A 22162-nucleotide genomic window follows, 5' to 3' on the forward strand; every position below is an offset into this window, starting at 1 on the left:
CCTGGGCCGCGGCCCAGGACACCGCGCCGCCTCGTCGGTCAGGTCGCCGTTTCGTCGAGGGTGTGGATGTGGCGCACCGGTGACGCGAACAACCACAGCACGGCGAGCACGCCGCCGAGGCCGGCGATGGCCAGGGTGGGCCGCAGCCCGATGGTGGTGCCCAAGGTGCCGCCGACCAGCGCACCGAGCGGTCGGATGCCGTAGTTGACGGCGCTGTAGGCGCCGGCCCGGCGTCCCCGCGCGTCGTCGGGTGTCACGGCGGTGAGCAGGGCGTTGAGGTTCACGTCCATGAGCATCACGCCGATGCTGGAGACGAGCTCGATGGCCGCCAGCATGGCCACCTTCGTCCAGGTAGGTCCGGAGACCAGCGCGGTCAGCGCCAGCGGCGCGGGGAAGAGCACCGCCCCGATCATGGCGGTACGGCCCAGGCCGATGGCGCGGGAGACCCGTGGTGCGAGCGCCGCTCCCGCGAAGCCGCCGAGCGCTCCGAACCCGAGGGCGATCCCGATCGCGCCGGCCGACAGGTTGAGTTCGCGGCTGGCGTAGAGGACCAGCAGCGCGCCGGCGATGAAGGTGAAGAAGTTGACAGTGCTGGTGCAGCCGAGGGCGGCCCGCAGCACCGGGTGCCGCAGCACCAGCGTGAGCCCTTCGCGGACCAGGCCCAGCGTGGACGTTCGACGCGGCGGTGGCGGCGTCTCGGTCACCGGGATGCGGCGGAGCAGCAGCGCGGAGCCGAGGAACGACACCGCGTCGACGAGGATCGCGACCGGCGCGCTGAGGGCCTGGACGAGCCCGCCGCCGACGGCCGGGCCGGCGATGAACGACAGCGACCGGCTCATGCTCAGCTTGCTGTTCGCGTCCACGTACGCCGATCGCGGCACCAGCGCGACGAAGAACGCCTGACGCGCCATGGCGAACAGGACCGCTCCGAGGCCGGTGAGCAGTGCCACCAGGTAGAGCTGGGTGAGGGTGATCGCGTCGAACAGGTAGGCCACCGGCAGGCTGAGCAGCACCGCGGCGCGGACCAGGTCCGCGATGATCAGGAGTCGCCGCTTGTGGGTGCGCTGGTCGACCCACGCACCGAGGAAGAGGCCCAGGAGGTTGGGCAGCCAGATCAGCGCGGTGAGGACGCTCACCTGAATGGGCGTCGCGGTGAGCAGGGTGACGGCGATCAGCGGCAGAGCCAGTTCGCTGATCCGGTCACCGAACTGGGAGATCGTTTCGCTGATCCAGAAGGTGCGGAACCGTCGGTCGCGGTGCAGGGCCGGCGGGGGCACGGCTCCGGTGGCGCTGACGGAGCCGGTGCCGGTGGCGGTCATGACGTGGCCGCGTCGTCGTCGCCGGGCTCGGGCAGGAGGTAGCGCAGCATCCGGACAATCCGCGCGCCGTCCGGGGCCGACTCCTCCTTGCGCCGCACGTACGGGGCGATCAGCTCTTCGATCGACTCCTCCAGCTGGCGGAGCTCATCGGCCGTGGCCACGAACCGGGTGTCGGCCATGCCGGCCAGCGCGCGCCACTCGGGGTCCAGCCGGGGCTCCTCTCGCAGCAGCCACTGCTGGGGCGCGTCGGCGTTGCGGGCGAACATCTCGCCGCGCAACTGCTGGCTGGCGGACTGCCCTTCGGCGCTGTCGGGCGCGGTGAAGCGGAAGCCCCGGGCGACGGCCTGCCACCAGCGTTCCCGCCTGCTGGTGGCGCCGTCCCAGTCGTTGACCAGTCCGAAGGTCGCGAGGTGCCGCAGGTGCCAGCTGACCACCGACGGTGTGGCGCCGACGTGCGGCGAGAGCCCGGTCGCCGTCGCCGGGCCGTGCCGCTGAAGGTGTTCGAGGATGGCCAGCCGCACCGGGTGGGCCAGCGCCCGTAGCGCCTGCGGCTCGGTGATCTCGAAATCCCCGTACGGATTCTTGAGAGACATGTTTCGAGAGTAGTCTCTCAGATTAGATCGGGGCAACCCCGAGCCGCCGCAGCGGCGCGCTGATCAGGCGATGCCCAGACGCGCCAACGGCTCAACCAGTTCCCGCTCCTCGTAGCTGAGGTGCGACAGGAGGGCGTCGGTCAGCAGGTCCACCGCGGCCCGCAGCTCGGCGAGCCCGTCCGGAGAACCGACGTACGCGACCAGGGCCCGATCGACACCCTCCAGCACGTCGTGGATGACGTGATGCTCCTGCTCCAGCCGGTCGACCACCGAGGCGAGTCGCGGGTCACGAGCCCGCAACCTGGGAAAGAGCGACTGGTCCTCGATCGTGTGGTGGGTGGTGACGATGCGGCAGTAGGACTCGCAGTAGACGCCGAGGGTCCACCGGTTCTGCCGCATGGTCATCGTGTTGATGTGGGACCGGGCCGCACCGGCGTCGATCTCGCCGGCCGCCACCTGCTCGATCAGGTCGTGAATTTGGGTCAGCTCGGCGCGCAGCCCGTCGTGGACCTGCACGAGGTGCGCGCCGGTGGCCTGCTCCTGCGGGGTGTAGGTGCGCTCCGGGTCGGGCGCGGGCCCGGTCGGCCGGGCCGCCTCGTCCCACACCTGCCGCTCGCTTCGCCGTACGCCGTCGTCGGGGGTCGGCACCACGGCGAACGCACCACCGGTCGCGGTGGCGCGGCTCGCCCGGACCGGCGGCGCAGCGACCGGCTCCGGCTCCGGTTCCGGCGTACGTGCCGGAGCCGCGCCCCGGTCACGTTCGGCGGCGACGAGCTCGCGGACGGCGGGCGCCACCTCGCCGGCGAAGCGGCGCAGGTCGTCGGGGTCGTCGCTGCCCAGGATGAAGGTGCCGACGCCCTCCTCCAGCGCCAGCTCAGCCAGCTCCTCGGCCCACTGCTCGGCGGGTCCGTTCAGCGGGCCGCGCCCGACGCCCGAGAACTCCCCGGCGATGTTGAGCAACCGACGCACGTCCTGCGGGGACCGGCCAGCCTGCTGCGCGGCGTCGTCGATGATCGCGTTGCCCCTGGTCAGATCACCGGGCTGGAGGTAGCCCAGCGAGGGCAGCCAACCGTCGGCCCGACGACCGGTGAGCTGGAGCATCCGGGGCTTGTACGCGCCCAGCCAGATCGGCACCGCGTGGGCCGGAGCCGGACCGCGCTTGGCACCCACCACCTGGTAGAACTCGCCGTCGACCCGCACTCCGCCGCGCGTCTCGACGTCCCAGAGCTGACGGACGACCTCGATGGCCTCCTCCAGCGCCCGTACGCCCTGGCCGGGGGTCAGCCGCCGACCGCCCATCGCCTCGATGGCGTCCCAGAACGCCCCTGCCCCGAGGCCGAGGCCGACCCGGCCACCGCTGAGCAGATCCAGGCTGGCCACACTGCGGGCGAGCACCGCCGGCGGGCGCAGCGGCAGGTTCGTCACGTTCGCCGCCAGGTGCACCCGGCTGGTGCGGGCCGCCACGAAGCTCAGCAGCGTCCAGGTGTCGAGGAACGCCGGCTGGTACGGGTGATCCTGAAAGGTGACCAGGTCCAACCCGACCTGCTCGGCCAGGACGGCGACACCGACCGTACGGTCCGGATTGTCAGCGCTGGGCGTGACGAAGGAGCCGAAGACCAGGTCGTGGCCGTAGTCGCTCATCTGCGAGCCTCCCCATTTCCCCGACGCCTCGGTCGATGCGCCGTGACCATAACCTTATGCCAGACAGAACATCTTCTGCCAACAAGGTCTGCCTCGCTGCGGTATTGTCGGGGGATGACGGGTGCCTCTCACCGGCCGGACCGGCCCGATCCGCTCGACGACGACCTGGGCTGGATGCTCGGCATCGTCTTCCGCGGCTACGTCCGGGCGGCCGAGCACGCGCTCACCGACTTTCCCGGTGGCCCGCGCGGCTACCAACTACTCACCGCGGCCAGCAACGGGCCGGCCCGAAACCAGGGCGCGATCGCCGAGGAGATCGGCATCGACCGCACCGTCCTCACGTACCTGATCGACGACCTGGAGCGGCCCGGGTTCGTCGCCCGGCGCGCGGACCCGGCCGACCGGCGCAACCGGCTCATCGAGGTCACCGACGCCGGCCGTGCCGCCTGGGAAAAGCGGCGGGTCGCACTGCGGCAGGTCGAGTCGCATCTGCTGGGGGCGCTCACCCCGGCCGAGTCGGCGACGCTGCGGTCACTGCTCCAGAAGGTCGCCTGCTCGGCCCAGGCGGCGGACCCGCTGCGTGACCTCTGCGAGGTGGTGACACAGGTGCAGGCCGACCCGGAGCCTGCCGCGCCCGCTACACGTCGCAGCGGTGCCGCGGCGGCGCGGGGTGGGCGAACCGCCACTCCCCGAGCCGGCCGCAGCAGGCCCGACTGACCTGCGACCGCAGCGCAACGGGCCTGCCCCGCACCACCGGACGTCGTCCGTCGAGCGGTGCCGGACAGGCCCGCGATGTCGCTACCGCATCGGTCAGCGCACGTGCACGAAGACCGGGTTCGAGTAGAACCACAGGTCGTCCCACGGGCTCTCCAGCCCGTCGGCGAGCGGCTCGGCCTCGTCGGTGCTGGTGCCGCGCACCCGTGCGTAGGTGTCCGCCTCGACATTGCGCAGGGTGTGCCGGATGACGTAGCTGTCGCCCCGCCGACGCCAGTCCCGCGGGCCGAACCGGGCCGCCACGGTGGTGGTGGGATTGGTGTCGGCGTCCAGGCTGGCGCTCGGGCCGGTGATCTGGCCGACGATCAGGTCGACCCGGCGGACCTCGGGTCGGTCGCCGTTCGCGTTCACCCCACCCAGCGGGCGGAAGGTGATCTCGATCTCGACATCGGTACGGCTACGACGGCTCACCGTGATCGTCTCGCCGACCTCGGCGGTCCTGCCCTGGGACGTGGCGGTGACGTCGAGGCTGCGGATCAGGTCACCGGTGGTGACCCAGATCCGGCCGTTGCGCAGGCCGTCCATGATGTCGCCGTAGTCCTGGCGGGCGTGCACGTACGTCTTGCTGTACTCGCCGGGCCAGAAGTCGGAGCCGCCCCGGGTCCAGTGCACGTGCGAGTCCGAGGTCGCGGTGATCCACCAGCGCCGGCCCTCGCCGAGCAGTGAGTCCCACAGGCCGCCGACCCGGGCGGTCATCTGGTCGAAGCCGCCGTAGGTGGGGTGGTTGCCGTAGCCGCCCCGCTTGCCGCCGTTGAGCGGGCCGGCCTGGTGACCGGGCGCGCCCTCGAAGCCGATGTAGACGTCCGGCGCGGCGTTGTTGCCGTTGCGGAACTCGCGCGGGGTGTCCTGACCGTAGACGCCGAGACCGGGCGCCGAACGGGACGCGTGGTGGGCGATCACCAGCGGCTTGTGCGGCATGCCCCGGGCCACCTTGAGGAACTCCACCATCTTGGCCTCGGTGTCGCGGGCCGGGTCGGTGGGGAACGCGTCGTACTTGGCGAATCGGCTCTCCAGCTCGAAGAGCTGCTTCGCCTCGTCCTCATGGCGCGGGATCATCAGCGTGTGGTGGTCCAGCGAGGGCGCGTCGAACTCCATTCCCCAGAACTGGAGCACCTCGGGGACCAGCTTGCGGGACCGCAGCAGGTCGGGGTACGCCTGCTCGATGTTCACCTTCGAGTGGGTCGGTCCACCGTGGTCGGTGCACATCGCCCAGGTCAGGCCGAAGTTCTTCGCCATGATGGCGTTGGTGACGATCGGGTAGACCGCGTCCGCGCCCTTGTGGAAGACGATCGGGGACTTCGTGGTGTCGAACTCGCCGCTGTACTCGGAGTGGATGTGGTGGTCGCCCGCACGCCACGCCCGGTTCTTGGAATTACCCCGGTCGGTCTTGTCGTCGTCACCCGGTCGGCGGTCCTCAGCGGCCCAGGCCGCGCCGGCGCCGACCAGTGGGCTGGCCGCGGCCAGCGTCGCGCCGACGCCCGCGTACTTGACCAGCTTGCGCCGGGACAGCTGCGCGTGCTCGGTCTCTTCGGGATGCTTGTCTCTCACCTGAGAGCCTCTCCTCGATCAAGCGAATGCTCTTTCGATCAAGGAGCCTCGGAGAAGGCGGTGAACAGCCGCCGTACGCAGCGGGTGCGCGCGATGAACACCCTGCCCCGACCTGGCCGAAGCGCCGGGCCGGTCAGCAGCGGGTCACCCCGTGATCGCGCGGTGTCCCGTCCGGCCCGGCCCCGGCGGGGCCGGGCCAGGGCGTTCACCGACCGGTCCCCCGCCGACGGCCCGGTCAGATCCGGGCGCGCGGCAGCCAGCCCAGGAAGCGGAGCCGGACCCGGGGCAACGGCATCGTGGGCAGGTCCTCGGCGGCGGCGACGAGGCAGGAGCCCAGATAGACCGCGAGGGAGGCGCGCGCTCCACCGAACTCGGCGAGCAGTTGACTCTGCTTGGTGGCGCAGGGCCACTCGCGGCCGCATCCGGTGCAGGTCCAGCTCGGCGGGTTGGGGAGGTGCTCCGGCAGCTTGGCGCGCCGGTACCGACCGACGACGCTGTTGTCCGAGCGCACGTCGCGTCGCCGTGCGGCGGGACCTTCGTTGCGGTGGGCCACCGGACGGGCGCCGGGCAGGTAACGCCCGACAGTGCCGAAGAGCACGCCGACGCGGATCAGGGCGTCCGGTCCGACGTGCTGGGCCAGCAACGCGGTCATCAGGTAGTGCCCGAGCAGGTCGAAGGCGTCACGGTGCAGACGCAGGTCCCGGCAGAGGTCGACGAACTCCGGCGTGGTCAGCGGCACCCGGTCGTCGAGTGCGCGCCGCAGGACCTCCCGGAGCCCACGCCCGAGCCTCTCCAGCGCGTCCCCCTCGCCCAGACCCAGGCTGTCCTCGTCCGCCACCCGGGCCAGCGCCTCGGCGACGGCCAGCCGAACGACGCGCTCAGGATCGGTACCGTCCAACGCTTCCCCCTCCGTGGGTCAGCCTCCCGGCAGTGAGCCGGTCGGTCATCCTCCGACGAATCATGAACAAGATTTCGCTGTCGGCCACGCGGGTGGCTAGGACAGCGGACGCAGAACCATTCGGCGCGCTAGCCGGAAAACGAAGTCGAGCTGCTGACACATCGCCGTAATTCGCAGTACGGCCCGTCGGCGATTGTCGTATGGTGGAATTCCCATCTACAGATATTGCGTCTCTTCACCGCACCTCCGGCCAACGAAGTGCCGGTCATCGCCGAGCACCCCGGCACGTCCCGAACCTGCCGCCGGCAACCGTTCCAGCACCCGGCGGCACCTCCACCGGACGGAGACAGCGGATGACGTCATCGCATGTGCAGACCTATCGGTTCGACAGCCGTGATCCCACGGCCATCCAGGAATTCCTGTCCGACACCTACGATCCGAAACTGCGAATCCAGAGCAGGAACGGGTACCGGCTCACCCACCACCGCGTCGACACCGGCCCCTTCGCCATCGCGACCACCCGACAGACCGGGCACCTCGAGATCGATGCCAGCACCCTCGATGGGCTGGTCATCGGTCGCACCCGCACCGCACGCGTCGACCGCTCCTGCGGCGGATCGGACCACCGGTTCGGCCCCGGGGACGTCTTTCTCGTCACCAGGCCGCAGGAGCCATGCAGCGTGCACTGGCATCCCGGTGAGGTGGAGCTCTGCGTACTGGACCTGTCGGTGCTGGCGCAGGTGGCCACCACCGCGCCGGCCCGCCGGCCCGGTCGGATCGAGTTCACCGAGCTCGGTGCCGCCAGCGCGGATCTCGCCCGGCAGTGGCGCAACACCACCAGCTTCGTCCGCGACGTCGTGTTGAACAGCCCGGCCGCCGGGGCACAGCCACTGGTTATCGGCAACGCCGCCCGGATGCTCGCCGCGGCGGCGCTCGCGATCTTCCCCAACACCGCGTTCACCGAACCAACCGCCGCGGACCGGAACGACGCCACCACCGCCACGCTGCGACGGGCGATCACGTTCCTGGAGGAGCACGCCGACCGGAACATCAGCGCGGCCGACATCGCCAGCGCCGCCGGCGTCTCCCTCCGGGCGGTTCAACTCGCCTTCCGCCGCCACCTCGGGACCACCCCGATGGCCTACCTGCGTCGAGTACGGCTCGTCCGAGCGCACCACGACCTGATACGCGCCGACCCGCGCCAGGAGACCGTCTCGGCGATCGCCAGTCGGTGGGGATTCGCCAGCCACAGCAGGTTCACCGCGCGATACCACGCCAGCTTCGGTGTGCCGCCGCGCGAGACGCTGAATGCCTGAAACCACGCACCGGACAGGCGACCGGTGGTCAACCGAGGACGCGGGCGAGGCGTCGAACGGCCTCGTCCATGAGTTCGGGTGCGGCTGCCGCGTAGGTGAGGCGTAGGTGCGGGGCCGGGGGGTCGGCCGCGTACCACGGCCGGCCCGGGAAGACGGCGACACCCTCGGCCGCCGCGGCAGCGACCAGTGCCGCCTCGTCGGTGCCGGCGGCGAGTCGCACCCAGAGGTGCATGCCGCCACGTGGGATCGATGGGGGGGCAATGCCGGGCAGATGCCGGCGTAGCGCGGTCAGCAACGCGTCACGGCGTATCCGGAGGGCTGTGCGCAGTGCCCGGTGATGCCGCGACCACGACGGAGAGGTGACGAAGTCGATCGCCGCCTGTTGCAGTGGTCCGGCGACGAAGAAGTCGTCGAGCAGCCGGGCGGCGCGCAGTCGCGCTCCGGCCGCGCCGCGGGCTCCGATGGCGGCGACGCGCAGCCCGGGGGCGGTCGACTTGGTCAGTGAACGAAGGTAGATGACGTGACCGTCGGGATCGTCGCTGGCCAGTGGTGGCGGAGCCGGATCGTCGATGGTGAGGTCACGGGCGTAGTCGTCCTCGATCAGGAACGCCCCGGCCTCGCGGACGACAGCGGCGACCTGCGCCCGGCGATGCTCCGCCAACGTCGCGCCGTGGGGGTTGGCGTACAGGGGCTGGCAGTAGAAGAGCCGGGCGTCGGTGCGGGCGAACGCGGCGGCGAGTTGGTCGGGTCGTACCCCGTCGGCGTCAGCGGGCACGGGCACCACCCGCAGCCCGGCCGCGCGGGCGGCGGCCAACGCACCCAGGTAGGTCGGCGACTCGACGAGCAGGGCATCACCGGGCGCGGTGAGGGCCCGCAACGCGGACGACAGGGCGGCCTGCCCGCCGGGGCAGATCACCATGTCCTCGGCATGCAGCCCCGCCCCGGCCTCGCGGGCGAACCACGCGCGCAGGTCCGCGCGGCCCTCGACCGGCCCCCGCTGCCAGCTCGCGGGCTGGCGGGCGGCTCGGGTGAGGGCGGCTCCGAGCGCAGCGGCAGGCTGTAGGTCCGCGTCGAGGTAGCCACCGGACAGCGGAATCGTTCCGGCGGGCGTCAGCGCCAACAGCGCCTGCATCTCATCCTGACCGAACCGGCGGGGCCCGAGCGCGACGGTCTGCCAGGACAGGTCGGGTACGCCCGGCTCGTCCGGTGCAGTGGCCACAAAGGTGCCTCGGCCGGGTCGCGCCTCGATCAGCCCTTCGGCCGCCAACTGTCGGATGGCCTCGGCGACGGTGACCGGCGAGGCCTGATGTCGGGCGGTCAGCTCTCGTACCGAGGGCAGCCGGGCACCGGGGCCTGCGACGGCCGCGAGGGTCCGCAGATCTTGGATAACGCGCTGGGCTGCGTTACCGTTTTCCATGAGGGACAACAGTAGCGCTACTGCGGAAAACACGGTAACAGCGGACCGGCTCTCCGGGCTCGGTCTCGGCGCCCTGGGCGTGCTCGGCTTCAGCCTGTCACTTCCGGTCACCCGCATGGCCGTGCAGCAACTCGACCCGTGGTTCGTCGCTTTCGGCCGGGCCGTCGGCGCGGGGCTGCTGGCATGGGCGTACCTGCGTCTCACCGGCGCACCGCGGCCCACCCACGGTCAGTGGCGACGGCTGCCGATCGTCGCTCTCGGAGTCGTCGTCGGCTTTCCCCTGTTCACCTCGATGGCGCTTCTCACCCAGACCTCCGCGCACAGCGCGGTCGTCATCGCCGCGCTGCCCGCGATGACGGCCGTGTTCGCGGTGCTGCGGGCCGGCGAACGCCCACCGCCGCTGTTCTGGATCGTGAGCGCCGGCGGGCTGCTGGCGGTTCTCGCCTTTCTCGGCGCCAGTGGCGCGGTACGCGGTGCCCTCACCCTGCCCGACCTGTTCCTGCTCGCGGCGGTCGTGCTCTGCGGCCTTGGCTACGCCGAGGGCGGCGCGCTCGCCCGCGAGTTGGGCGGCGCCCGGACGATCTGCTGGGCGTTGCTGCTCTCGCTGCCCATCACCGTTCCGGTCACGGCCGTTGCCGCCGCCGTCAGTCCGCCGCGGGCCGACGCTCTCGGCTGGTCGGCGTTCGGCTATCTCACCGGGGTCTCGATGTTCCTGGGCTTCTTCGCCTGGTACGCGGGCCTGGCCCGGGGCGGTGTAGCGCAGGTGGGCCAGGTCCAACTCGCCCAGCCGGTGCTGACCCTGGGATGGTCGGCGCTGCTGCTCGGCGAGGTGGTCTCCCCCGCCTCGATCGTGGCGGCGCTGGCGGTGCTGGGATGCGTCGTGGCGACCCAGCGCATCCGCCAGAGCCCACGGACGGTCGTGACGCGACGCGAGGCAGCCTAGCCCCGGTCGCGCTCGTGGCTGTCGCGGGCGGTCTGCACCTCGGGCACCGATGCCTCCAGCAGATCGGCGAGGCCACGCAGTTGCTCGGCGACCCGGGTGCCGAGGGGGGTCAGCGAGTATTCGACGCGCGGTGGGATCGCGGTGAGCACCTCGCGGGTGAGCATCCCGTCGCGTTCGAGGGTCTGCAGGGTCTGGGAGAGCATCCGCTCGCTGACCCCGTCGATGCGCCGACGCAGCGCGTTGAAGCGGTAGCGGCCCTCTCCGAGCGCCAACAGGGCCAGCGAGGCCCACTTGGAGGTGACGTCCTCGAAGGCCGCGCGGGAGGTGCAACCCCGGGCGAAGACATCGCTGACGAATTCCTGGGTAGGCCCCGCCGGGTCCTGGGCCGGCATGTCGCTCACCTCACCAGCCTAACCCACGCTGCCCGTTGGTTAGTGCTGTAGATTCGTAAGTGCCTGCTAATCTGTCACTACCTCCGGAGGTTCCCATGCCCACCTATGCCGTCACCGGCGCCACCGGCCGGCTGGGCCGCCTCGTGATCGGGCAACTGCTCGACAACGGGGTGCCCGCCAGCGACATCGCCGCCATCGTCCGCAGCCCGGAGAAGGCCGCCGACCTGGCCACGCGCGGCGTCGAGATCCGCAAGGCCAACTACGACGACCCGTCGACGCTGCCCGGAGCCGTGGCCGGCGTACGCCGCCTGCTGCTCATCTCCGGCGACACTCCCGGTCAGCGCGTCGCGCAGCACACCGCGGTCATCGACGCCGCCAAGCTCGCCGGCGTCGAGCGTCTCGTGTACACGAGCATCCTGAAGGCCGACACCACCGCGAACCCGCTCGCCCCCGAGCACAAGGCCACCGAGGAGGTGCTCGCCGCGTCCGGCCTGGCCTACACCGTGCTGCGCAACGGTTGGTACACCGAGAACTACACCGACCAGCTACCGCAGTACCTGGGGTCCGGCACGATCCTCGGCGCCACCGGCGGCAGCAAGATCTCCGCCGCGCCCCGGGCCGACTACGCGGGGGCGGCCGTGGCCGCGCTGACCCGGGATGAGGACGGCAACGCCGTCTACGAACTGGGCGGTACGGCGTTCACCTTCGACGAGCTTGCCGAGGCCGTCACCGAGGTGACCGGCACCAGTGTCGTTCACCAGGACATGTCCGCCGCCGAGCTGGCCTCGGCCCTGGAGAACGTCGGCCTGGACGCGGGCACCGCCGGTTTCGTCGCCGCGCTCGACCAGTCCATCGCCGACGGCGAGCTGGCGACCGACAGCGACGACCTGAGCCGGCTGATCGGCCGACCGAGCACTCCACTGCGCGACGCCGTGCGGGCGGCGCGGGCCTGACCGGGGTCATCGCCGAAGCGGGCGGCGGTGGCAGGTCGCCGTCGCCCGCCACCGGGTGACCGTATTCTCGGCGTCATGGTGAGGCACATCGACAGCCGGCTCTCCCGGTACGCGGGGCAACGACGTCGGCATTCCGCGCCGTCCGATCTGGACAGTCCGGCGTCGGCCCGGTGAGCGGCGACGTCGTCATCCGCGCCGCCGTGGCGCAGGACGACCCCGAACTGGTCTTCGACGTGCTGTGGCAGCTAGCTCCGAACGACGCACGGCCGCACGCCGACCGGCTCGCCACCGCCTGGCGTGACCTGCACGCCCAGGCTGGCCGCCGCCTCCTGCTGGCCGTCGCCGGGGACACCTTCGTGGGCACGCTGGACACCGTCGTCGTCCCCAACCTCACCCACGGGGCGCGACCGTACATGGTGGTGGAGAACGTGGTGGTCACGTCCGACTGGCGTCGTCGTGGAATCGCCCGGGCCCTCATGCTGGCGGCGCTCGACGAGGCGACGGCGGCCGGCTGCTACAAGGTCCAACTGGTGTCGAACGCCGCGCGTACCGACGCCCACCGGTTCTACGCGTCCCTCGGGTTCGCGCAGTCCGCCCTCGGCTACCGCCGATACCTCACCGCCACGACGTGACGTCGACCGCCACCCCGCCCCGGCCGACTACTCCGCCTCGTCCTGCTCCTCGGTGAGCTCGGCCAGGACGTCGGCGGCGTCCCGGTTCCCGCCGTCGGCGAGCCGGCGAAGTTCACCGACGTCGGCCCGCTCCGCGGCCAACTCGACGAGCTGGTCAGCGGCGTCCTTGTCGCCCCGGTCGGCGAGACGCCGCAACTCGCCCATGTCGCCGAGTTCGGTGGCGAGTTCGACAAGCTGGGCCGCCGCGTCGGCGTTGCCGTCCTCGGCCAGCTGACGCAGTTCGGTGAGGTCACCCCGCTCCCCCGCGAGCTCGACGAGCTGGTCGACGGCGTCCCGGTCACCGTCAGTGGCCCGTCGGCGCAGGTCGGCAAGATCAGGGTCGGACATCGCGCACCTCTTCGCAGCTGGTCCCGCTCACCATCGAGAACCTAGACCAGCGGGCGTCGCGGTGGCGGACGAACGACGGACACCGCCCGTACGCCGATCCGCTCAGCCCGACTCGGTCGACTCCACGACCAGCAGGCCGGTGAGCAGACCGCGCAGGGTCCGCTCGACGAGGTCCGCCCGGGGCGGTGGTCCGGCGGGCTGGCTGAACGCCGCGACGAGGTGCGGGTACGTCGTGAGGTCCACCCCGGCGAAGCTGAACGCCCCGGCCGCGGATTCGCGGCGGGCGAAGAGGCTCACCACGCCTGTCATCATCGCGATGGCCTCGAACTTGGCGGTCACCGGGCAGCGCACGGGCTCCAGGACCCTGATGCAGTTGTCGAACCAGGCCAGGCTCTCCGGGCCGGCGCCCGAGGGCCGATGGATCACGTCGGGCAACCACGGGTGGGCACCGAACAGCGCCAACTGCCGTCGCCCCAGCAGCACCATCGTTTCCAGCCAGTCGCCTTCCACCTGCGGGTACGGGCGCAGCTCCCCCACCGCCCGATCGGTCATCAGGTCCAACAGGTCGTCGCGGGACGACAGGTAGCGGTAGAGGGATCCGGCACCGGTGCCGAGCGAGGCGGCCACCGCGCGCATCGACACCGCAGCCAGCCCTTCGGCGTCGGCCAGGGCGAGGGCGGCCTCCACGATGACGTCCCGACTGTGTGCCGGGGCGGGGCCACGGCTGCCGCGTTCGGGTCTGCTCCAGATCGACTGCGGCTCGGGGCGGCCGTCGCCGGTACTCGCGGGTGCGTCGCTCACTGACCTACTGTAAACTGCGAACGTCGTTTGCAGTTGTTTGTCGGCGGGAGAAGGGTGGACCAGACATGGAGCAGGTCACAGCACGGGACGGCGCGACGATCGTGCTGCACTCAACCGGGACGGGGCCGGGGATCGTCGTGGTGCACGGCGGCGGCGTGACGATCGACGTCTACCGGCGGCTGGCCGCGGCACTCGCCGACCGGTTCAGCGTTCACCTCTACAACCGACGGGGACGGGCCGACGCGCCACCGAGGTCGGTGCCCTACACCGCGGATCAGGAGGTCGACGACCTCGCCGCCGTGCTGGAGCACACCGGGTCCGGCAACGTCATCGGCCACAGCGGCGGCGGTTTCCTGGCGCTCGAAGCCGCGCTCCGACTGCCGATCGACCGACTCGCCCTCTACGACGCCGCCGTCTCGATCGACGGCAGCTTCCCGTCGGGCTGGCTCGCGCCGGCCCGGGCGGCGGCACAGGCCGGCGACACCGCCCGCAGCCTCGCCATCACGACCGCCGGGATCAACTCGCAGATGGCGGGGGCGAAACTCCCACTCGGCATTCGGACCGCGATCATCCGTGCGTTCCTGCGTACGCCGATCGGCCGGACCATGGGCGAGCTGCTGCCGACGACGTTGGACGAGGCGGCGCTGATCCTGGCGCACGACGGCCCGGCCACCCGGTGGGCCGGGGTGCGCGCCGAGGTGCTGCTGGCCTGCGGGGCCGACGGCCCGCCCTACTACGTGCACCAGAACGAGGCGCTGGCCCGCGCGCTGCCGCACGCCCGGACCCTGACCATCCCGCGCAGTGGTCACGACGCCATCAACCGGGCGCACCCGAGAACCGTCGAACCACTCGCCGCCTTCTTCGCCGCGCCCGTGACGACAGAGCGGATGCCCCGCTCCTGAGTGGTCGCGCGACCTCCACTGTCTTGATCTTGGCTAGGCTGGTGGGCATGCCCGCACACCATTCGCACCGTCACACGATCGAGCCGGCCGACTGGTGAGTGACGCACCCGTGCCCGCCCCCCGGGGTGGGCCGTCCACACCGGACCCGCGCTCGGGATGGGCCGACCGGTGCGACCAGCTCGCCCGGTCCCGCCCTTTCGAGATCGCCATCGTCGTGGTCATCCTCGCCAACGGCATCGTTCTCGGCCTGGAGACGTACGACGACCTGAGCCCGGCGGGCACCGTGCTGCACGGGCTGGAGCTGTTCTTCCGAGCCGTCTTCGTCGTCGAGATCGCCATCCGGTTGGCGGCGTACGGCAGACGCCCGCAGGACTTCTTCCGGCACGGCTGGAACGTCTTCGACTTCGTGGTGATCGCGGCGATCTTCATTCCGGGCCTGCACGGCGACCCGGCGCTGCTACGGGTCGTCCGGGTCGTCCGCATGGTCCGCCTGGTGCGGTTCTCGCCAGGTCTGCGGACCATCGTCTCCGCGCTGTGGCGCAGCCTGCCGGGCGTCACCGGGTTCTTCGCCCTGGCCGTGGTGACGCTCTACGTCTACGGGATGGCCGGCTGGCTCATCTTCGGTAACCGGTATCCGGAGGAGTACGGCGACATCGGCCGGTCACTGCTGACGTTGTTCGTGCTGTTGTCTCTGGAGACGCTGCCGGACCTCATCGAGCAGGGCATGGCGATCTCACCGTGGACACTGCTCTACTACGTCAGCTACGTGATCGTCACCGTCAACCTGCTGCTCAACATCCTCATCGCGGTCATCGTGAACTCCATGGAGGAGGCCCGCCGGCTGGAGATGACCGAGCGACTGGCCCCCGGATACGACGAGGACGGCGACGGCGTACCGGACGAGGTGGACCGGATCGCGCTCACCCAACGACTGGACGATCTGCGGGCGGTCATCACCGAGTTGGAACGCGAGTTGCGCATCGACCGCGACGACGGGCACGGCCGATCCCACCGGGACAACGCCCGCGCCAGACGGTGATTCGACACTCGCGCTGCGTTCTCGCGTTCGGATAGGGTCGGCGGACGTCCCATCGGCCCTCCTGAAGGAGTACCGGCATGACGGCCAGCGTCGACAATGCCCAGACCGCCACCGATTCCACGGACACGCTCGGCACGGTGATCGACGACGTGATCCGCCCGCAGGCGCCGATCGTCGACCGGGACGGGGCCTTCCCCCGTCCGGGTGTCGATGCTCTCGCCGCAGCCGGCCTCCTCGGCCTGGCCTCCTCGCCCGAGGTCGGCGGCGCCGGCCACGGCATGCGGGCGGTCGCCGAGGTGATCGAGCGGCTGGCCGCCGAGTGCGGATCCACCGCGATGGTGGTGCTCATGCACTACGCGGCGACCGCCGTCATCGAGGCGCACGGTCCACGAGACGTCCGCGCGGCCATCGCCGCCGGCGATCACCTCACCACGCTGGCGTTCTCCGAGTACGGCTCGCGCAGCCACTTCTGGTCGCCGACCGGCACCGCTACCGCGGCCGACGACGACACCGTCCGCCTCGATGCCCGGAAGAGCTGGGTCACCGCGGCTGGCGAGGCCAACAGCTACGTCTGGTCGAGCCTTCCGCTGACCCCCGACGCCGGCCCGATGACGCTGTGGCTGGTGCCTTCCGACAGCGCCGGCCTCAGCGTGGCAGGCGACTTCGACGGGCTGGGCCTGCGGGGCAACGGCTCCCGCCCGATGACCGCCGACGGGTTGCGGGTTCCGTCGACGGCGAGGATGGCGGCCGACGGGGCCGGGCTCGACACCGCGCTCGGCGCGGTCCTGCCCTGGTTCCTGGTGCTCAACGCCGCCTTCTGTCTCGGTCTGGCCGACAGCGCGGTGGCCGAGGCCGGCCGACATCTCACCAGGACCACGCTCGCGCACACCGGGGCCGCCCTGCGCGACGCGCCCGTCACCCGACGCGACCTCGCCCGGCTGATGATCCGCACCGACGCGCTGCGGGCCTTCCTGGGTGACACGCTCACCGCCCTGGAGACCGGCCGCGACGACGCGATGCTGCGGGTGCTCCAGGTCAAGGCGCTCGCCGGCGAGACCGTCGCCGACGTGACCGACGGCGCGTTGCAGCTCTGCGGCGGCAGCGCATTCCGCAAGGAGTTGGGCCTCGAGCGCCGGTTCCGGGACGCCCGCGCGGCCCGGGTGATGGCACCGACCACCGACGCGCTGCACGATTTCGTCGGTCGGGTCGCCACCGGGCTGCCACTGCTCGACGAGGCCAACCGCTGATGCCCGCGCCAACCGTTCTGCTGGGCGCTGTCGCGTACGACCCGAAGGTGGTGACCATCTGGGAGGGCTTCCGCACCTGGCTGCGCGGGCGGGGCCTGGACTTCGACTTCGTCCTCTACTCGCACTACGAGCGACAGGTCGAGGATCTCATCGCCGGGCGGATCGACGCGGCCTGGAACTCTCCCCTGGCCTACCTGCGGGCCGAGCGGCTGGCGTCCGCCAACGGCACTGCCGTACGCGCGCTCACCATGCGCGACACCGACCAGGACCTCACCTCGGTCGTGGTGGTCCGCGCGGACTCGCCGGTGCGCCAACTCGCGGACCTCGCCGAACGCGTGGTCGCCGTCGGGGCGGTCGACAGTCCACAGGCGACGCTGATCCCGTTGCATCACCTCGCCGCGCGCGGGGTCACTGTCGACGTACGCCGCTTCGACGTGGGTGTCGGCCTGCACGGCGACCACATCGGCGGTGAGCGCGACGCGGCCCGCGCCCTGGTGGCCGGGGAGGTCGACGCCGCCTGCATGATCGACGCCAACCATCTGGCGTTCGTCCAGGAGGGCACGCTACCGCCCGAGGGAACCCGGATCGTGGCGCAGACCGCACGCTACGACCACTGCAACATGACGGTCCGCGCACCGGAGTCCGACGGGGTCCGGCTCTTCGGCACGCTCCTGCTCGGCATGTCGTACGCCGATCCGCAGGTGCGTCCGCTGCTGGACCTGGAGGGGTTGACGGCCTGGCGGGAGGGCCGCATCACGGGGTACGACGTCCTCGCCGACGCCGTCGACACCAGCGGTTTCTACTCCGCCGACGGGCGGGTGACGGCCACGGACTACCGGCCGTGAGCGCGACACCTGTCGCCGCGCTCGACCTGGGTGTGCTGGGTTTCGGCGGGGGCGCACACGTGCTGGTGCAGCGCGCCCTGGCCGGGATGCCGCCGGGAGGCCGGTTGGCGGTCTCCGGTCGCGACCCGGCGCTGCGCGTACACCTGCCCGCCTGGTGTCGTGGCCGGGGCCACCGGGTCGAGTGGCCGGATCGGGGTGACCGGAGCGACCTGGTCGCCGTCGTCATCCGGGGGTCGGTGGACGACGACCGCTGGTTCGGCGCGGAGCGGGCCGGGCCGGCCCTGCCGTCGGCGCTCAGCAGCCGGCCACCCGCACGATGGGGGCTCGGTGCCCGTGGCGCGCTCCTGGAGGCCGGTGGTCCCGAAGCCCGGTTCGACCTGGACGACCGCGACCTGGTCTGGGCCGACATCGCCCCCCACCTGTACGCGCAGGCCGCCGCGCGACAGTGGGACCCGCAGACCGCGGTGCCGTGGGACGACCCGTTCGCGTTGCCGGCCGACGTCGAGGCCGCGGTGGTGCAGGTGATGACGTACCTGGTCGAGAACGAGCAGGCAGCGCTCGTCGTGCCGGCCCGGTTCCTGGGGCGTATCCACCCGCACTTCCGGGAGGTCGTGCAGCTTCTCGCCGTGCAGGTGGCCGACGAGGCCCGACACATGGAGGTCTTCAGCCGGCGGGCACTGCTACGGGGCACCGAGATGGGCACGTCGTCCGCCGGCGGTCGGCAGTCGCTGTTCACCCTCGTCGCGGAGTCGGACTTCGCGCTGGCGTCGTTCCTGCTCTCCGTGCTCGGCGAGGGCAGCTTCGTCGATCTGCTGTCCTTCCTGCACGAGTTCGCCCCGGACCCGGTGACACGCCGGATCTGTTGGCTCGCCATGCAGGACGAGCGCCGGCACGTGGTGTTCGGCATGGCACACCTGGAGCATCAGGCGCAGTCGGATCCACTGCTGCGCGACCGGCTGCGGGCGGCCATCCACCGCCGTCACGACGCGCTCGTCGACACGGCGGGCCTCAACGCTGACGTCTTCGACGCGTTGGTGGTGCTCGCGGCGGGTGGGTGGCACCCGGACGACGTGTCCGCCGGCTTCGACCGGGTGCGGGCTCTGCAACACGCCATGGATCAGGGCCGTCAGCGCCGGCTGGTCCGCCTGGGTTTCCGGCCCGACGAGGCGGCCGCGCTGTCCGCCCTGCACACCCGCAACTTCATGTAGCCGATTCCCGCGCACGACGTGCGGTGCGCGGGAATCGGCGTACGGCAGGTCAGCGAGAACTGGTCACTGGCCGAGCAGGGTGCGGATCTGACGCGCGTAGCCGGCCACCGTGAAGTCCGGGCCGACGGAGTCCACAAGGACCAGGTCGTTGATGGTGTGATCGACGCGTAGCGCCAGGATCGCCTGGTACTCGGGCGAGTTGTACCAGGTCCTGGCGGTCTCCGCGTCGGGGAACTCGATCAGCACGACCGACCCGGGCCAACTGCCCTCAAGGACCTCCACCTGGGCATCGAGGACGAGCCACTTGGCGCCGTACGCCTCGGTGGTGGCCTGCACCTGCTCCAGGTACCGCAGGGACTCCTCGGTCGGCACTCCGCCCGGGATACGCAGGTGATTGATCAGGTAAGTGCTCATGTCTCACTCCTCAATTCAGGTGCTGGCCCCGGCCGAAGGCGTACGACCGGTCGTCTTGGATTGGGTACACGTCGCCCCGGATGGAAAGACCCGGACTGTTACCGACGGGAACGGACGCGGATCAGGTGAGGATCCGGGCCGTGGTGATCGTGAAGAACTCCCGGAGGGCGGCCGGATCACCGGATGCCTTCGCCCGGGCTGCCGCGCCCTCGTAGCTGGAGACGACGAAGCCGGCGAGATCGGTGGCAGGTTCGTCGCCGTGCAGTTCACCGGCAGACCGCGCCTGCTCGATCGCCATGGCGAGCGCGGCGACCCAGCGGCCGAAGCCGGCGTCGACGGCGTTGCGCAGGGCATCGCTGTGCGCCGGGATCTCGGTGGCGAAGTTGCCGAGCAGGCATCCGCGATCACCCATGGTGTCGCCGAGGCCGGTGACGTATCTCAGATGATCGGTGATCCGCTCAAGCGGTGTGCCGCCCTGCTTCTCGTCGAGCATCTCCAGCCCCATCGCCGCGGAGTATCTCGCCACCGAGTCCAGGGCGAGGTCCTCCTTGCTGGCGAAGTGGTTGTAGAAGGTGCCCTTGGGCGCCCCGGCTGCAGCGACGATGTCCTGGACGCTCGTCCCGTTGTAGCCGCGCAGGTGGAACAGGTCCAACGCGGCGTCGGACAACCGTTGCCGGGTTCCGGCGGAGGTCGGCGACTTCGGTCGTGGCATCTCGTGCGCTCCTTCCGCCCAGGGTTCCGACTGGCTGACAGACACCACAATATGACCGGTCGTCTCGGAATGCCAGTGATGTGACAGCTGTCATCCCCCAGGTACTGTGGAGAGGCCATGAACAGGGATTCCAGCGCGGTCCGCGAGGAGCTGCTGCGACTGCGCGAGCAGACCGAGGCCCAGGCCACCGCCCTGGACGGCGACCTCCGGAGCCTCTTCGAGGCGTCCCGCTCGTCCAACGCCGATGACGAGCACGACCCCGAGGGCAGCACGATCGCCTTCGAACGCGCGCAGCTCACGGCCGTCCTGGACGCCACCCGCCGACGCCTGGCCGAGCTGGACGTCGCGCTGCGACGGGTCGACGACGGCAGCTACGGCGTGTGCGAGGGCTGTGGCCGCCCGATTCCCGCCGCACGGCTGGCTGCCCGCCCGTCAGCACGTACGTGTGTGGCCTGCGCCGCCCGACGGTGACAGCCGCCGCCGACCGGCGGACTTCTCAGGCGATGGTGGGGCTGCGCCGTTCCAACAGAATGACGTCGCGCCAGCGTCCGTGGTGGCGACCAACCCGCTCACGGACGCCGATGACCCGGAATCCGGCACGCTGGTGCAGCGCCAGGCTGGCGGTGTTCTCCGGAAAGACCCCGGACTGGATCGTCCAGACGCCGTCGGCCTCGGTGGAGGTGATCAACGCGTCCAGCAGCAGTCGGGCGATCCCACGGCCCTGGGCGGCCGGGTCGACGTACACGGAGTGCTCCACCACACCGGCGTACACCGCGCGGGTCGAGGTCGGCGAGACGGCGACCCAGCCAAGCACCGTTCCACCCGGGTCGACGGCCACGAACCGGTGCCCGCTCAGCCGAGCGGCGCTGAACACCGCCCAGCCCGGCGCGGTGACCTCGAAACTGGCGTCACCGGTGTCCAGGCCGGCCTGGTAGATCGCCAGGACCCGGTCGGCGTCGGCGTCGGTCATGGGCCGCACGGTGATGTCGACCATCAGCACGTTCCTTTCCGGGCACGCGACCACCCCCGTCTCGGCTTGCTTGCCTGACTTACTCACAGGTTCACAGCTGAACGGGCCACATCCGTGATCAGGGGATGAGAAGTAGCTGTTGAGGTCGTCTCCAAGCTACTTTTCATCACCTGATCAACGGAAGCGCAGGGACCGAGGTCGTTAGAAGTCGTCGTCGAAGGCGACGGTGCCGGTCACCCCGACCTGGTACGCCGACACCCGCCGCTCGAAGAAGTTGGACAGCTCCTGCACGTCCTGCAACTCCATGAAGCCGAACGGGTTGTTCGACCCGTAGTGCGGCGCGATGCCGAGCTGGGCGAGGCGGCGGTCGGCGACGTGCTGGAGGTACTCCCGCATGTCGGCCAATGTCAGACCGGGCACGCCGTGGCCCACCAGGTCCTCGGCGAACTGCACCTCACACTCGACCGCCTCGGTGAGCATCCGGCGAACCTGGTCGGCGAGGTCGTCGTCGAACAGGTCCGGCTCCTCGGCGCGCACGGTGTCGACGACGTCGAACGCGAACGCCATGTGCATGGACTCGTCGCGGAACACCCAGTTGGTGCCCGAGGCGAGACCGTGCAGCAAACCACGGGAACGTAGGAAGTAGACGTAGGCGAACGCGCCGTAGAAGAACAACCCCTCGATGCAGGCGGCGAAGCAGATGAGGTTGAGCAGGAACGTGCGCCGGTCCTCGCGGGACCGCAGCTCCCGCAGGTCGCTGAGAGAGTCGATCCACCGGAAGCAGAACTCGGCCTTACGACGGATCGAGGGGATGTTCTCGATGGCCGCGAAGGCCTCGAAGCGCTCCGTCTCGTCGGGCACGTACGTGTCGAGCAGGTTGAGATAGAACTGGACGTGCACGGCCTCCTCGAACAGTTGGCGGGACAGGTAGAGGCGACCCTCCGGGCTGTTGACGTGCTGGTAGAGGTTGAGCACCAGGTTGTTGGCGACGATTGTGTCACCGGTGGCGAAGAACGCCACCAGGCGGCTGACCAGGTGCCGTTCGGCCGGCGACAACCTGTCCAGGTCGGCGAGGTCGGCGTGCAGGTCGACCTCCTCGACGGTCCAGGTGTTGCGGATCGCGTCGCGGAACCGGTCGAAGAAGTGCGGGTAACGCATCGGGCGGAGAGTGAGGTCCATCCCGGGGTCGAGCAGCATGTGCGTGGTCCTCG

Annotated in this window: 24 protein-coding genes; 11 read left to right on the top strand and 13 right to left on the bottom strand. The window is 70.9% G+C overall.

Translation table 11 applies throughout. The annotated features are described in order from the left end of the window. Positions 1–38 precede the first annotated feature (38 nt). The 3 genes from AB0B48_RS15500 to AB0B48_RS15510 all read right to left on the bottom strand — a co-directional run bounded on the left by AB0B48_RS15500 (position 39) and on the right by AB0B48_RS15510 (position 3553). The gene (locus tag AB0B48_RS15500) at positions 39–1319 is read right to left on the bottom strand and encodes an MFS transporter (protein ID WP_357201350.1); all 1281 of its coding nucleotides are present in this window, start codon (positions 1317–1319) and stop codon (positions 39–41) included. Then, on the bottom strand, positions 1316–1912 hold the full coding sequence (locus tag AB0B48_RS15505; protein ID WP_357201353.1) for a helix-turn-helix domain-containing protein: 597 nt from the start codon (positions 1910–1912) through the stop codon (positions 1316–1318). The genes AB0B48_RS15500 and AB0B48_RS15505 overlap by 4 nt, the downstream gene beginning before the upstream one ends. A gap of 63 nt (positions 1913–1975) precedes the next feature. Further along, complete coding sequence (locus AB0B48_RS15510) at positions 1976–3553, bottom strand: LLM class flavin-dependent oxidoreductase (RefSeq protein WP_357201356.1); 1578 nt, start codon at positions 3551–3553, stop codon at positions 1976–1978. A gap of 114 nt (positions 3554–3667) precedes the next feature. On the opposite strand from AB0B48_RS15510, the gene AB0B48_RS15515 reads away from it, so the two are divergent. Then, entirely contained in the window at positions 3668–4270 is a 603-nt protein-coding gene (locus tag AB0B48_RS15515) for a MarR family winged helix-turn-helix transcriptional regulator (RefSeq protein WP_357201359.1), read from the top strand. 93 nt (positions 4271–4363) lie between these two features. On the opposite strand, the gene AB0B48_RS15520 is transcribed toward AB0B48_RS15515, so the two are convergent. Together AB0B48_RS15520 and AB0B48_RS15525 are read right to left on the bottom strand one after the other, a co-directional pair. After that, on the bottom strand, positions 4364–5875 hold the full coding sequence (locus AB0B48_RS15520; protein ID WP_355010023.1) for a phosphoesterase: 1512 nt from the start codon (positions 5873–5875) through the stop codon (positions 4364–4366). Positions 5876–6110: 235 nt separating this feature from the next. Then, positions 6111–6773: a hypothetical protein gene (locus AB0B48_RS15525; protein ID WP_357201363.1), complete on the bottom strand. Its 663-nt coding sequence runs from the start codon at positions 6771–6773 to the stop codon at positions 6111–6113. 353 nt (positions 6774–7126) lie between these two features. Between AB0B48_RS15525 and AB0B48_RS15530 the strand changes: the two genes are divergently transcribed. Continuing rightward, positions 7127–8089: an AraC family transcriptional regulator gene (locus tag AB0B48_RS15530; RefSeq protein WP_357201366.1), complete on the top strand. Its 963-nt coding sequence runs from the start codon at positions 7127–7129 to the stop codon at positions 8087–8089. Positions 8090–8117: 28 nt separating this feature from the next. On the opposite strand, the gene AB0B48_RS15535 is transcribed toward AB0B48_RS15530, so the two are convergent. After that, complete coding sequence (locus AB0B48_RS15535) at positions 8118–9506, bottom strand: PLP-dependent aminotransferase family protein (RefSeq protein ID WP_357201369.1); 1389 nt, start codon at positions 9504–9506, stop codon at positions 8118–8120. On the opposite strand from AB0B48_RS15535, the gene AB0B48_RS15540 reads away from it, so the two are divergent. Further along, on the top strand, positions 9505–10449 hold the full coding sequence (locus AB0B48_RS15540) for a DMT family transporter (protein ID WP_357201372.1): 945 nt from the start codon (positions 9505–9507) through the stop codon (positions 10447–10449). The two genes, AB0B48_RS15535 and AB0B48_RS15540, sit on opposite strands and share 2 nt — an antisense overlap. On the opposite strand, the gene AB0B48_RS15545 is transcribed toward AB0B48_RS15540, so the two are convergent. Next, the gene (locus tag AB0B48_RS15545) at positions 10446–10841 is read right to left on the bottom strand and encodes a helix-turn-helix domain-containing protein (RefSeq protein WP_357201418.1); all 396 of its coding nucleotides are present in this window, start codon (positions 10839–10841) and stop codon (positions 10446–10448) included. The genes AB0B48_RS15540 and AB0B48_RS15545 overlap by 4 nt on opposite strands. Before the next feature lie 95 nt (positions 10842–10936). Between AB0B48_RS15545 and AB0B48_RS15550 the strand changes: the two genes are divergently transcribed. After that, positions 10937–11794: an SDR family oxidoreductase gene (locus tag AB0B48_RS15550; protein ID WP_357201375.1), complete on the top strand. Its 858-nt coding sequence runs from the start codon at positions 10937–10939 to the stop codon at positions 11792–11794. Positions 11795–11964: 170 nt separating this feature from the next. Further along, positions 11965–12426, top strand: coding sequence for a GNAT family N-acetyltransferase (locus AB0B48_RS15555; RefSeq protein WP_357201378.1), 462 nt, complete (start codon positions 11965–11967; stop codon positions 12424–12426). 27 nt (positions 12427–12453) lie between these two features. Here AB0B48_RS15555 and AB0B48_RS15560 read toward each other — a convergent pair whose 3' ends face one another. Continuing rightward, a complete protein-coding gene (locus tag AB0B48_RS15560) occupies positions 12454–12813 on the bottom strand; it encodes a hypothetical protein (RefSeq protein ID WP_357201381.1) in 360 nt (119 codons plus the stop codon). 102 nt (positions 12814–12915) lie between these two features. Beyond that, positions 12916–13614: a helix-turn-helix domain-containing protein gene (locus tag AB0B48_RS15565; protein ID WP_357201384.1), complete on the bottom strand. Its 699-nt coding sequence runs from the start codon at positions 13612–13614 to the stop codon at positions 12916–12918. 65 nt (positions 13615–13679) lie between these two features. On the opposite strand from AB0B48_RS15565, the gene AB0B48_RS15570 reads away from it, so the two are divergent. The 5 genes from AB0B48_RS15570 to AB0B48_RS15590 all read left to right on the top strand — a co-directional run bounded on the left by AB0B48_RS15570 (position 13680) and on the right by AB0B48_RS15590 (position 18855). Continuing rightward, a complete protein-coding gene (locus AB0B48_RS15570) occupies positions 13680–14516 on the top strand; it encodes an alpha/beta fold hydrolase (RefSeq protein WP_357201387.1) in 837 nt (278 codons plus the stop codon). Positions 14517–14610: 94 nt separating this feature from the next. Continuing rightward, positions 14611–15555, top strand: coding sequence for an ion transporter (locus tag AB0B48_RS15575; protein ID WP_357201390.1), 945 nt, complete (start codon positions 14611–14613; stop codon positions 15553–15555). Positions 15556–15632: 77 nt separating this feature from the next. Next, entirely contained in the window at positions 15633–16802 is a 1170-nt protein-coding gene (locus tag AB0B48_RS15580) for an acyl-CoA dehydrogenase family protein (RefSeq protein ID WP_357201393.1), read from the top strand. Then, the gene (locus AB0B48_RS15585) at positions 16802–17647 is read left to right on the top strand and encodes a PhnD/SsuA/transferrin family substrate-binding protein (RefSeq protein ID WP_357201396.1); all 846 of its coding nucleotides are present in this window, start codon (positions 16802–16804) and stop codon (positions 17645–17647) included. The genes AB0B48_RS15580 and AB0B48_RS15585 overlap by 1 nt, the downstream gene beginning before the upstream one ends. Continuing rightward, entirely contained in the window at positions 17644–18855 is a 1212-nt protein-coding gene (locus AB0B48_RS15590) for a ferritin-like domain-containing protein (protein ID WP_357201399.1), read from the top strand. Before AB0B48_RS15585 ends, AB0B48_RS15590 begins: the two co-directional genes overlap by 4 nt. A 63-nt stretch (positions 18856–18918) precedes the next feature. Here AB0B48_RS15590 and AB0B48_RS15595 read toward each other — a convergent pair whose 3' ends face one another. Together AB0B48_RS15595 and AB0B48_RS15600 are read right to left on the bottom strand one after the other, a co-directional pair. Then, complete coding sequence (locus AB0B48_RS15595; protein WP_357201402.1) at positions 18919–19269, bottom strand: DUF1330 domain-containing protein; 351 nt, start codon at positions 19267–19269, stop codon at positions 18919–18921. Positions 19270–19390: 121 nt separating this feature from the next. Further along, positions 19391–19981: a TetR family transcriptional regulator C-terminal domain-containing protein gene (locus AB0B48_RS15600; RefSeq protein WP_357201405.1), complete on the bottom strand. Its 591-nt coding sequence runs from the start codon at positions 19979–19981 to the stop codon at positions 19391–19393. A 117-nt stretch (positions 19982–20098) separates the two neighbouring features. On the opposite strand from AB0B48_RS15600, the gene AB0B48_RS15605 reads away from it, so the two are divergent. After that, positions 20099–20452, top strand: coding sequence for a TraR/DksA C4-type zinc finger protein (locus AB0B48_RS15605; protein WP_357201408.1), 354 nt, complete (start codon positions 20099–20101; stop codon positions 20450–20452). A 25-nt stretch (positions 20453–20477) separates the two neighbouring features. Here AB0B48_RS15605 and AB0B48_RS15610 read toward each other — a convergent pair whose 3' ends face one another. Next, positions 20478–20975: an N-acetyltransferase family protein gene (locus tag AB0B48_RS15610; protein ID WP_357201411.1), complete on the bottom strand. Its 498-nt coding sequence runs from the start codon at positions 20973–20975 to the stop codon at positions 20478–20480. A 177-nt stretch (positions 20976–21152) separates the two neighbouring features. Next, positions 21153–22148 carry a ribonucleotide-diphosphate reductase subunit beta gene (locus AB0B48_RS15615; protein ID WP_357201421.1) on the bottom strand — a complete coding sequence of 332 codons (996 nt, stop codon included), beginning with the start codon at positions 22146–22148 and terminating at the stop codon, positions 21153–21155. Positions 22149–22162: the final 14 nt, after the last annotated feature.

The sequence above is a fragment of the Micromonospora sp. NPDC049089 genome, assembly GCF_040648775.1.
Lineage (GTDB): Bacteria > Actinomycetota > Actinomycetes > Mycobacteriales > Micromonosporaceae > Micromonospora.

Coding starts and splice junctions, on each gene's coding strand:
- AB0B48_RS15500 (WP_357201350.1), bottom strand. CDS start 1,319: ATGACCGCCACCGGCACCGGCTCCGTCAGCGCCACCGGAGCCGTGCCC.
- AB0B48_RS15505 (WP_357201353.1), bottom strand. CDS start 1,912: ATGTCTCTCAAGAATCCGTACGGGGATTTCGAGATCACCGAGCCGCAG.
- AB0B48_RS15510 (WP_357201356.1), bottom strand. CDS start 3,553: ATGAGCGACTACGGCCACGACCTGGTCTTCGGCTCCTTCGTCACGCCC.
- AB0B48_RS15515 (WP_357201359.1), top strand. CDS start 3,668: ATGACGGGTGCCTCTCACCGGCCGGACCGGCCCGATCCGCTCGACGAC.
- AB0B48_RS15530 (WP_357201366.1), top strand. CDS start 7,127: ATGACGTCATCGCATGTGCAGACCTATCGGTTCGACAGCCGTGATCCC.
- AB0B48_RS15540 (WP_357201372.1), top strand. CDS start 9,505: ATGAGGGACAACAGTAGCGCTACTGCGGAAAACACGGTAACAGCGGAC.
- AB0B48_RS15535 (WP_357201369.1), bottom strand. CDS start 9,506: ATGGAAAACGGTAACGCAGCCCAGCGCGTTATCCAAGATCTGCGGACC.
- AB0B48_RS15545 (WP_357201418.1), bottom strand. CDS start 10,841: ATGCCGGCCCAGGACCCGGCGGGGCCTACCCAGGAATTCGTCAGCGAT.
- AB0B48_RS15550 (WP_357201375.1), top strand. CDS start 10,937: ATGCCCACCTATGCCGTCACCGGCGCCACCGGCCGGCTGGGCCGCCTC.
- AB0B48_RS15560 (WP_357201381.1), bottom strand. CDS start 12,813: ATGTCCGACCCTGATCTTGCCGACCTGCGCCGACGGGCCACTGACGGT.
- AB0B48_RS15570 (WP_357201387.1), top strand. CDS start 13,680: ATGGAGCAGGTCACAGCACGGGACGGCGCGACGATCGTGCTGCACTCA.
- AB0B48_RS15580 (WP_357201393.1), top strand. CDS start 15,633: ATGACGGCCAGCGTCGACAATGCCCAGACCGCCACCGATTCCACGGAC.
- AB0B48_RS15585 (WP_357201396.1), top strand. CDS start 16,802: ATGCCCGCGCCAACCGTTCTGCTGGGCGCTGTCGCGTACGACCCGAAG.
- AB0B48_RS15595 (WP_357201402.1), bottom strand. CDS start 19,269: ATGAGCACTTACCTGATCAATCACCTGCGTATCCCGGGCGGAGTGCCG.
- AB0B48_RS15600 (WP_357201405.1), bottom strand. CDS start 19,981: ATGCCACGACCGAAGTCGCCGACCTCCGCCGGAACCCGGCAACGGTTG.
- AB0B48_RS15605 (WP_357201408.1), top strand. CDS start 20,099: ATGAACAGGGATTCCAGCGCGGTCCGCGAGGAGCTGCTGCGACTGCGC.
- AB0B48_RS15610 (WP_357201411.1), bottom strand. CDS start 20,975: ATGGTCGACATCACCGTGCGGCCCATGACCGACGCCGACGCCGACCGG.
- AB0B48_RS15615 (WP_357201421.1), bottom strand. CDS start 22,148: ATGCTGCTCGACCCCGGGATGGACCTCACTCTCCGCCCGATGCGTTAC.